This window comes from Rheinheimera sp. (assembly GCF_020217005.1).
Taxonomy (GTDB): Bacteria; Pseudomonadota; Gammaproteobacteria; order Enterobacterales; family Alteromonadaceae; genus Pararheinheimera.
Genome location: NZ_JAIWOI010000220.1, coordinates 1 through 10,000 on the forward strand (window position 1 = coordinate 1; position 10,000 = coordinate 10,000).

A 10,000-nucleotide genomic window follows, 5' to 3' on the forward strand; every position below is an offset into this window, starting at 1 on the left:
TGATCAGCCATCTGTGCGGACACAGCCTGATCTTTACGCAAGTTCTGATAGCGTTTTAGATCTAGCTTTGCTACGTCCAACTGTGCTTGCACTACAGCCAGCTGAGCTTTAGCTTGCTCATATGCGGCTTTAATACTGCGATCATCAATAACCGCCAATAAGTCCCCTGCTTTAACCAACTGGCCTTCTTCAACCAGAATACGTTGCAAAATGCCATCGACCTGAGGACGAATTTCAACACTTTGTTGGGCTTTCACCTGCCCTATAGCCCTGATCCAGACCGGCACACTCTGCTGTTGCACTAAAGCCGTTTTCACTGGAACAGCCGGGCCTTGTTGTGCCATCGCAGCACAGCTCAGCCAAAGGCTGGACACTACAACTAGCTTTACCAATTTCATGCAAAAACTCCGTTTTATTCTTAAGTAAAAACAGCCTGTAGTGGTCACTTAGCATAACGAAAATCTGCTAAACAGACAGCACTGTTTCCTTCGTTGATTCAATATTTTGTAGCATTCTGACAAGCTAAACGATTTGGGCTCCACAAAGGATCAGCCAATGCGTTCAGGTGCAAAAAAAAACAGACCAGCAGAAAAGCGTTTCGCAACAGTATTAACTCAGCTGCAGAACAGAAAATATCGTCTATAGTTATTTAACCATTTATTAACAGGCGGAGTTCGGGATGAAACCGCTTTTGTTTATGCTGCTCTGCAGTAGTTCTGCCTTGTTGGCGCAACAACAATGGCCAACGGCTGAGTGCGATAAAACTGCTAAAAAACTGCAGCGGCTGGAACAAAAAATCAGCTCGGGTTACAGCTTAAAAGAAGCAGAGCAGCTCACTCAGGATCAGCGTCAACTGGAAAAACAGTTGGACCAGTTTTGCCAAAAACCAGTCTCTGCTTCTGATCCGCAAAAACCCAAGGCCAAAAAAATAACCAAAAACAAAGCGGCTCCGGATCCATTAACCGACATAGCCAAAGGCCCACAGCTTTACGTCAGCTCAGTGTCGGTCAAAGCCCCTTATCAGGGCAAAAAACTGCAGGCATGGCTAGAGTATTACTCCGAACCTAAACAATGTTTTGGAGTGCGGGACAGCCGACAAATGGTCTGGTGCGTGGAGCAACGTCAACAAGCCAAAGCGAATTTTGAGCGACAATGGCAGCAAAAATTCGCACTATCGCAACCAGAATGATAAGCTCCGACCAGTTGAACTCTGGAGCTATTTTTTATGAATGCCTTAACTAAAGCCAACTTACAACTTTGGTGGTTTGGATTTCGTTATATTCCGCTGATTGGTTTTTGTAAGCCTAAAATTCTGGAGTTAACAGACGAGCGCACTGTGATCCGGATGCCCCATCATCGCCATACCAAAAACCATCTGGGCAGTATTTATTTTGGTGCTCTGGCCATAGGCGCAGATTTAGCCGGGGCTTTTTTAGTGTTTTATAAGGCACGGCAGAAAAAGCTGAATATCCATTTTGCCTTTAAAGATGTACAAGGCGAGTTTTTAAAACGCCCGGAAGCAGCTGTACATTTCATTAGCAACGACGGCGCTCTAATAGACCAGATGATCCAACAATCGCTGGCTACAGGAGAGCGCATTAATCAATCCGTCACTATTGATGTGACCTGCCCTTCCTTGCATGGTGACGAGCTGATGGCGAAATTCACTTTAACTTTGTCCGTGAAAGCTAAACACAAGTTGTAGCAGAGCGCTCTTGTGCATAAAGTAAAAATCCACAGCTAAGCTGTGGACTTTTTTTAACCAAACACTCTTTACTGTGTCGATTTCACCTCAGACAGGCAGTGGTGCATCTGGATGCACCAGCCCTGCATGACGCAGCTCACGCCAGAAGTCCACTGGGACTATCTCCTTGAGCGCCGTGCTGTCTTCTATAATACGGCCTGGCTTACTGGCGCCAGGTATCACCGCAGCCACAGCTGGGTTCGCCAAAGCAAACTGTAAACCTGCCGCTTTCATACTGATGCCATATCTGTCCGCCAATGCTTTAATCTTTGCCACTTTGCTTAAGATGGCCGCTGAAGCCGGAGCGTATTCAAAGTTCGGACCGCCGACTAAAGCTCCTGAGCTGTAGGGCCCACCTACCACTATGCCCAAACCGCGCTCTGTCACTTTTGGCATCACCCGCTGCAAGGCTCTTTCATGGTCCAGCAGGGTGTAACGTCCAGCCAGTAAAAATCCATCAGGACGAGGTTCCTCCAAATCCAGCAGCAGCTCGATAGGCTCGACTTTATTGACGCCTAAACCCCAGGCTTTTATCACCCCTTCATCGCGCAGCTTATCCAGCACTTTAAAAGCACCTTTGCGCGCGCTTTCAAACATGCTGAGCCACTCGTCACCAAAAAAGTCCTGCGCTACATCATGCACCCAGACTATGTCTATATGGTCAGTTTTCAGCCGCTTCAGACTGTCTTCAATAGAGCGCATTGTGGCATCTGCTGAATAGTCGTTGACGATTTTATTCGGGCGGCCGTATTTAAAGACGTCACCTTTTTCACCCAAATCACGGGCACTGACATCTTCAATTTCATCCAGCACCAGCCGGCCCACTTTGGTGCTAATCACATAGTCTTGTCGTGGCTTGTCGGCCAGCGCATCGCCCATGCGGATTTCTGCCAGACCAGCGCCATAAAAAGGCGCGTTGTCAAAATAACGGATGCCATCATTCCAGGCTGCATCTACAGTGGCCCGCGCTTCCTGCTCAGGAATATCGCGGAACATATTGCCAAGCGGCGCTGTACCAAAACCAAGTTTGCCCGGAAGAATATCTTTTAGTGCCATTTTTTGCTCCTTTGTATCTGAATAGACTCAAGAAAGTTGGATAATTAAAAATCAGTATGCCAGTCTAACTATGACTATTGATGATATTCGCAGCCTAAGATCACAGCGAAAAAACCTATCAGCTGTTGGCAGCACAGCAGCGATGTGGCTAAAATCGCCTTTTGATTGTAGAAGGTGTGTGGCATGCAGGATTTATTAGGTAACTTATTTATTATTTCAGCGCCAAGCGGGGCGGGAAAATCCACGCTGATTAATGCGCTGCTGAGCCAACATGCCGATATGCAGCTGAGTGTCTCCCACACCACCCGCGCACCACGTCCGGGCGAAACCAATGGTGTGCAGTACCATTTCACTGATGTGCCAAGCTTTAAACAACTGATTGCAGAAGACCAGTTTATTGAATGGGCTGAAGTCTTTGGCAACTATTACGGCACTTCTAAAGCTGCTTTGGCCGATAAACTGGCGCAAGGCATAGATGTATTTTTAGATATCGACTGGCAGGGTGCCCGCCAGATTAAACAACAACTGCCTTTTGTCACCAGCATTTTTATTCTGCCTCCTAGTGTAGCAACCTTGGAACAGCGCCTGAATCAGCGTGGACAAGACAGCGCAGAAGTCATAGCAGGGCGTATGGCCAAAGCCCGTGACGAGATCAGCCATGCCGGTGAATACGATTATTGGGTGGTGAATGATGATCTGGAACTGGCACTACAACAATTCTCCGGCATTATTCAGACTCAGCGCTTAAAACAACAGAAGCAGGCGATACGACAGCAGAAGTTAATTTCTGGCCTGTTGGCGAACGAAACGAAATAGAGTAGACTATGCGGTCTTTATTCAGACCCAGATTAACCGGAGTGGCAGATGGCTCGCGTAACAGTTGAAGATGCAGTAAATAAAATTGGTAACCGCTTTGATTTAATTCTGGTGGCCTCACGTCGTGCCCGTCAACTGGCTGTTGAAGGCAAAGAAGCCATGGTTGATCCGGAAAACGATAAAGCCACAGTGGTTGCTTTACGTGAAATTGAAAAAGGTTTTATCACCAACAGTATTCTGGACCAGCAAGAACGTCGTGAACAATTACAGCAAGAAGCGTCAGAAATGGCTGCAGTAGCTGCAATTATAGGTTCTGACGAATAATCTGAGTTCCTTCCTGTGCCAACGGTATCCGGCCGTTGGCAATAGCTCGAAATCCACGTATATTCAAAGGAACACGCCAAAGCGTTGTGCGTATTGGGGAGTTTCGGATGTATCTGTTTGAAGGCCTGAAAAATCAAATCAGTGCTTACCTGCCACCTGAGCAGGTCGTTCTGGTGCAACAGGCTTATGTTGTCGCCCGCGACGCGCACGCGCCACAAATCCGCTCCAGCGGCGAACCTTATATTACTCATCCTGTCGCAGTCACCAGCATCCTCGCCGAAATGCGCATGGATTATGAAACCTTAATGGCGGCGTTACTGCATGACGTGATTGAAGACACGCCGGTCAGCAAAGAAGATTTAACCCGGCTGTTTGGCGAAACTGTGGCTGAACTGGTACAGGGTGTCAGTAAACTCGACAAAGTAAAATTTAAAGATATCAAAGAGTTCGAAGTTACTAACCTGCAAAAAATGTTTATGGCGATGACGCAGGATATTCGCGTTATTCTGATTAAACTGGCCGACCGAACTCATAATATGCGCACCATAGGCGCACTCAAACCAGAAAAACGCCGTCGTATTGCCCGTGAAACTTTAGAGCTCTATGCCCCTATCGCCAACAGATTGGGTATTCACAATATTAAAAACGAGTTGGAAAACTGGGGTTTCCGCGCTTTATACCCTATGCGCTATCGTGCTTTGGAAACAGCGGTCAAACAGGCTCGTGGCAACCGTAAAGAAATTATTGAAAAAATTCAGTCCGAAATCGAACAGCGTATTAAAGCTGCTGGTATTGAAGCTGAAGTGGCAGGCCGTGAAAAACATTTGTACAGCATCTATCGCAAGATGAAAAGCAAAGAGCTGATGTTTAACGATGTGATGGATATTTATGGCTTCAGAGTCATTATCAACAGCATAGACAACTGTTATCGGGTGCTGGGTGTAGTGCATAACCTTTTTAAGCCGATTGAAAGCCGCTTTAAAGACTATATCGCCATTCCAAAACAAAACGGTTACCAGTCCTTGCACACCTCCCTGATAGGTCCACACGGTATTCCGGTGGAAATTCAGATGCGCACCCGTGAAATGGATGAAATGGCCGACAAAGGTATTGCTGCTCACTGGTCGTACAAAGGCGCAGGTGAAAACAAAAACACTACAGCACAAATCCGCGCCCAGCGCTGGATGCAAAGTTTGCTTGAACTGCAACAAAGCTCTGGCAATACCTACGAATTCGTGGAAAACGTTAAATCTGAACTGTACCCGGATGAGCTTTATGTATTCAGTCCTAAAGGTCAGATTGTTGAATTACCTATAGGTGCCAATGCGGTCGATTTTGCCTACACAGTGCATACCGACATCGGCAATAAGTGCGTTGGGGCTCGGGTTGATCGCAAGCCTTATCCGCTGAATAAACCTTTAGAAACTGGCCAGACAGTTGAAATTATTACCAGCCCGGGCGGTAAACCTAATGCCAACTGGCTGAACCATGTAGTCACCAGCCGCGCTATATTAGGCATACGTAACTATCTGAAAAAACAACAGCTCAGCGAAGCTGTAGGTTTAGGCCGCCGTTTACTGACCTCAGCTTTAGGTGATGTCAAACTCGAATCTATTCCGCCTGAACGTATTGAGCAGGTACTGCAAAGCACCACGCAAAAATCGCTGGATGAACTCCTGGTTGAAATTGGATTAGGCAATCAGCTGCCTATCGCTGTGGCACGGCGCCTGATGGGTGGTTTTGATTCTGGTGAAGAAGCTTTGCCCGCTGAAAATCCGGCGAATCAGAAAACCAAAGCCTTTATTATTGGCTCTGAAGGTATGTTACTGACCTTCGCTAAATGTTGCCGCCCTATTCCGGGCGACGAAATTGCCGCTAACGCCACGCCGGGCAAAGGCCTGAATGTGCACCGTGTTGAATGCCGCAATATTCGGGGCTGGGAAAAAGAGCCGGGTAAATACTTCCCGGTGAAATGGGATAAAACCGGCGACAAACAATTTTTATGTGATATCCGGGTCTTTATTGTCAATCAACCCGGTGTACTGGCCAAACTGACCACAGTGATAGCCTCACAGGATTCCAATATTCAGGACTTGTCGACGGACGACAGAGACACGGGCGAGTACGTGATTAAAATTACGTTGTCAGTGCGTGACCGTATTAACTTAGCCAACGTCATGCGTAAAATCCGCGTCTTACCTGAAGTGCTTAAAGTTTACAGAAGGAAATAAGTCTTATGTCAAAAGTGATCATCAGTACAGATAAAGCTCCCGCCGCTATTGGCACCTACAGTCAGGCTGTAAAAATTGGCACTACAGTGTATTTATCTGGTCAGATCCCTTTAGTACCAGCCACTATGCAGATGGTGTCTGAAAACTTTGCTGAACAAACCCAACAAGTGTTTGAAAACCTGACCGCTGTTTGTCAGGCCGCCGGCGGTAGCTTAAATGATATGGTCAAAGTGAATATCTTCCTGACTGATCTGTCTAATTTCGCCACCGTAAATGAAATTATGAGTCAGCACTTCAGCGCTCCCTATCCGGCGCGTGCCGCAGTGCAGGTCAGCGCTTTACCCCGTGGTGCTCAAATTGAAATTGATGGTGTTATGGAAGTGCCGTCAACCAACTGATCAGGACTGCTGTTTCGATCTTTTAAGGCAAACTGAGTGAACAAGATCCTGAGTTGTGTTTTTTTGCTGGCATTTTCAAGGCTGGCTGCGGCAACAGAAACACCAGTCCTCACCTGGTGTTTGGATCATTTTTCCCGTTTTCACGCCTATGAAAACACCAGGGCCCCTTATGGCCCTTCAGTAGATTTAATGCAGGAACTGGCTAAAAGAGCTGGTTTTCAGTTGAAATTCAGTCCAAGAACTCCTTCGGCACGCTGCTTCCGTCAAATGGAAACAGGCGAAGCGGATCTGATGAGTAACCTGAACTTCACTGAAGAACGGGCAGAATACATGTACCTGATGCCCTACAACGAGCGCATTCCTGAATCTTTGTATTTACAAGCCAATGATCCCCGCCAGATCCGCAGTTTTAATCAGCTGGAATCTTTAGCTTTAGCCACAGTGCGCAATTACACTTACCACCCCAGCCTGATGCAACTGATTAAAACGTCAAAACGTCATGTCGAAATCGACAGCATTGAAATAGGCTTTGAGATGCTGCAACGTGGCAGAGTAGACGCTTTAGTAGTGCCAACTCAAAGCTCTTTAGATGTCATTGCAGACCACCCAGCGCTACATTATCAGTTTAAGAGAGCACCGGTAGATTTCTCAGTGGTAGAAAAACGTTTTATCAATATCGCATTGTCGAAAAAAAGCCCACATCTGGCGTTAAAAAGCCGGATTGAACGGGCTGTAGAATCCATGGTGCAGGATGGCACTGTGAAAAAACTCTACGCATTTGCCCCGTTAAAACACGGCCCGACCTACCTGGCTGACTCACCAGCAGCGCAGATAAAACACCCCTGACGCCTTACTTAAACCAGGCTTCGGCTATGCCTTCTGATGATCACAGGTTAAACTGACTGTAATCAGTCACTTAGTTTTTTCGTACCCAAACAATTAAGACTGCAGGTGGCAAGTACAGGCATCCCTAACAGCAGAACAGCACCAGGAGATTCGGCCGCGCTACAGCAGCAAACAAAGTGGCAGCTTCAAGTACGAAGGAAATATATTTTGACAGTAACAGCACTGGATAGCCTATCCGTCAGCCAACTGAAAGGTGTTGGCGCCAAAGTGAGTGAACTGCTGCATAAGCTGGGGATTCAAAGTGTGCAGGATCTGCTGTTTCACCTGCCATTGCGTTATGAAGACCGCACTCGCCTCTACCCCATAGCCGATTTATGGCCACAGCAAACTGCCACAGTGCAGGGCGAAGTGATCAGCAGTGAAATTACTTTTGGTAAAAGACGCAGTTGGTTGGTGTCCATTCGCGATGGTTCGGGCCATTTAACTTTACGTTTTTTCCATTTTAATGCAGCGCAAAAAAATGCCGTCGCCCCTGGTGTCACCTTAAGAGTTTTTGGTGAAGTGAAGCGCGGTATGCGCGGTTTTGAGATGATGCACCCGGAATACAAAGTGCTGAAAGATGGCTTTGAACAGGAAGTCGCTGAAACTCTGACTCCTGTTTATCCCAGTACCGAAGGCTTAAAACAAAACAGCTGGCGCAATTTAACAGATGCTGCTTTGCAAGTATTGCAGCGTAGCAGTCCAACCGAATATTTGGCACCAGTGCTGGGTCAAAACAGCTGGTCCTTGACCGATGCTTTATTGTATCTGCATAGACCACCACCAGATGCGTCACTGCAATTACTGGAACAAGGCCAACATCCGGCGCAACAACGACTTATATTTGAAGAGCTGGTAGCGCAGCAATTGTCTATGCTGCAATTGCGCCAACAATGCCGCGTGCAACAAGGCCGCAGCTTTGTGGTGGATGAAGCTCAAAACCAAGAGTTTTTAGCGGCTTTGCCTTTTGCGCCAACTGCAGCACAACAAAGGGTAATACAGGAAATCCGCCGTGATTTAGCTCAAACCGAACCCATGCTGCGGTTAGTGCAAGGAGATGTAGGTTCAGGTAAAACACTAGTGGCCGCTTTATCAGCTTTAACTGTGTTAAGTCGCGGTGCTCAGGTGGCATTAATGGCACCAACAGAGCTGTTAGCAGAGCAGCACGCCTTGACCTTCAAAGCCTGGCTCGAGCCTTTGGGTTATCAAATAGCCTGGCTGGCCGGTAAAGCCTCAGCGAAACAAAAACACCTGCAGCTGGCCGCCATTCAAAATGGCGAAGCCAAAATGGTAATAGGCACTCACGCCTTGTTTCAGCAGCAGGTGCAGTTTCAGCAACTGGCGTTGGTAATTATCGACGAGCAGCACAGATTTGGGGTGCATCAACGCTTAGAACTGCGTGAGAAAGGTGCAGATACAGGTTTTTACCCACACCAACTGGTGATGACAGCCACCCCTATACCCCGCACTTTAGCAATGACAGCTTATGCCGACCTGGACACTTCAGTGATTGACGAACTGCCTCCGGGCCGCACTCCTGTCACCACTGTAGTGTTGCCGGACAGCAGGCGTGCTGAAGTGACAGAACGAGTGCGACAGGTGGTGCAGCAGCAAGGCCGGCAAGCCTATTGGGTTTGTACTCTGATTGATGAGTCAGAGCAGTTGCAATGTCAGGCGGCAGAACTGACAGCGGTCGAGCTTGCTACCGCCTTGCCTGATTTACGTATAGGCTTAGTGCATGGCCGATTAAAAGCGGCGGAAAAACAACAAGTGATGGCCGATTTTAAAGCGGGTGAACTGGATTTATTGGTGGCTACTACTGTAATTGAAGTGGGTGTAGATGTGCCCAACGCTAGTCTGATGATCATAGAAAATCCGGAACGATTAGGTTTAGCTCAACTTCACCAGTTAAGAGGCCGGGTCGGTCGTGGCAGCGCGGTCTCCCATTGTGTACTGCTGTATCATGCGCCTTTATCCGTCACAGCCCAGGCTCGGCTGGCGGTACTCAGAGAAAGTAATGATGGTTTTGTCATAGCTCAACGCGACCTGGAAATTCGTGGCCCTGGTGAGCTGCTTGGCACCAAACAAACAGGCCAGGTCAATTATCGTATTGCAGATTTAAGTCGGGACGCACAGCTTATTCCAGCTGCTCAACAAGCCGCTGCTTTGCTGTGGCAGCAATATCAACCAAATTGCGCCCCCCTAATCCGGCGTTGGTTGGGTTTTAAAGAGATTTATGCTCAAGCCTGATCTGATGTAACTTTCTGAAACATCACAACAACAGTTAATTACACACCCTAACTGCAGCTCGTCCGATGATAGGGTTCAGTCTGGCGCAACGACTGAAATTTACTCAGAGGATTATCAGATGAAACACAGCGCACTATGGCTTGTATTAAGCCTCTTTTCAGCTGTTGCTTTGGCAAAGGATGCTGAATTAGTTTCAGCGCAAGCTTTCTCCGCTATACAGCCTTTTTCTGTCAGTGGCGCTAACCCCAGATCCTGGACATCCAATCTGAGTTTTGGCCCATGGCACACCGCTAAAG

Annotated in this window: 10 protein-coding genes; 8 read left to right on the forward strand and 2 right to left on the reverse strand. The window is 47.6% G+C overall.

Going from position 1 to position 10,000, the window contains the following annotated elements; translation table 11 throughout:
* A partial coding sequence (locus tag LDL40_RS10785; protein WP_300995359.1) for an efflux RND transporter periplasmic adaptor subunit occupies positions 1–398 on the reverse strand: 398 nt, incomplete at its 3' end.
* 281 nt (positions 399–679) lie between these two features.
* Between LDL40_RS10785 and LDL40_RS10790 the strand changes: the two genes are divergently transcribed.
* Together LDL40_RS10790 and LDL40_RS10795 are read left to right on the forward strand one after the other, a co-directional pair.
* Positions 680–1,189, forward strand: coding sequence for a hypothetical protein (locus LDL40_RS10790; protein ID WP_300995361.1), 510 nt, complete (start codon positions 680–682; stop codon positions 1,187–1,189).
* 36 nt (positions 1,190–1,225) lie between these two features.
* Positions 1,226–1,705, forward strand: coding sequence for a PaaI family thioesterase (locus LDL40_RS10795; protein WP_300995363.1), 480 nt, complete (start codon positions 1,226–1,228; stop codon positions 1,703–1,705).
* Between the two features lie 87 nt (positions 1,706–1,792).
* Here the strand turns inward: LDL40_RS10795 and LDL40_RS10800 are convergent, their stop codons facing one another.
* Positions 1,793–2,800, reverse strand: a complete 1,008-nt coding sequence (locus tag LDL40_RS10800) for an aldo/keto reductase (RefSeq protein ID WP_300995365.1) — start codon at positions 2,798–2,800, stop codon at positions 1,793–1,795.
* Positions 2,801–2,983: 183 nt separating this feature from the next.
* Between LDL40_RS10800 and gmk the strand changes: the two genes are divergently transcribed.
* From gmk to recG, 6 genes are all read left to right on the forward strand, one after another.
* Positions 2,984–3,616, forward strand: coding sequence for a guanylate kinase (gmk, locus tag LDL40_RS10805; RefSeq protein WP_300995367.1), 633 nt, complete (start codon positions 2,984–2,986; stop codon positions 3,614–3,616).
* Between the two features lie 48 nt (positions 3,617–3,664).
* Complete coding sequence (gene rpoZ / locus LDL40_RS10810; protein WP_046518838.1) at positions 3,665–3,940, forward strand: DNA-directed RNA polymerase subunit omega; 276 nt, start codon at positions 3,665–3,667, stop codon at positions 3,938–3,940.
* A 107-nt stretch (positions 3,941–4,047) separates the two neighbouring features.
* Positions 4,048–6,171, forward strand: a complete 2,124-nt coding sequence (gene spoT / locus LDL40_RS10815) for a bifunctional GTP diphosphokinase/guanosine-3',5'-bis pyrophosphate 3'-pyrophosphohydrolase (protein ID WP_300995370.1) — start codon at positions 4,048–4,050, stop codon at positions 6,169–6,171.
* Positions 6,172–6,176: 5 nt separating this feature from the next.
* Positions 6,177–6,569, forward strand: coding sequence for a RidA family protein (locus LDL40_RS10820; protein WP_300995372.1), 393 nt, complete (start codon positions 6,177–6,179; stop codon positions 6,567–6,569).
* A gap of 36 nt (positions 6,570–6,605) precedes the next feature.
* Positions 6,606–7,415 (forward strand): ABC transporter substrate-binding protein, encoded by an 810-nt coding sequence (locus LDL40_RS10825; protein WP_300995373.1) that lies wholly within the window; start codon positions 6,606–6,608, stop codon positions 7,413–7,415.
* Between the two features lie 207 nt (positions 7,416–7,622).
* Complete coding sequence (recG, locus tag LDL40_RS10830) at positions 7,623–9,704, forward strand: ATP-dependent DNA helicase RecG (protein WP_300995374.1); 2,082 nt, start codon at positions 7,623–7,625, stop codon at positions 9,702–9,704.
* Positions 9,705–10,000: the final 296 nt, after the last annotated feature.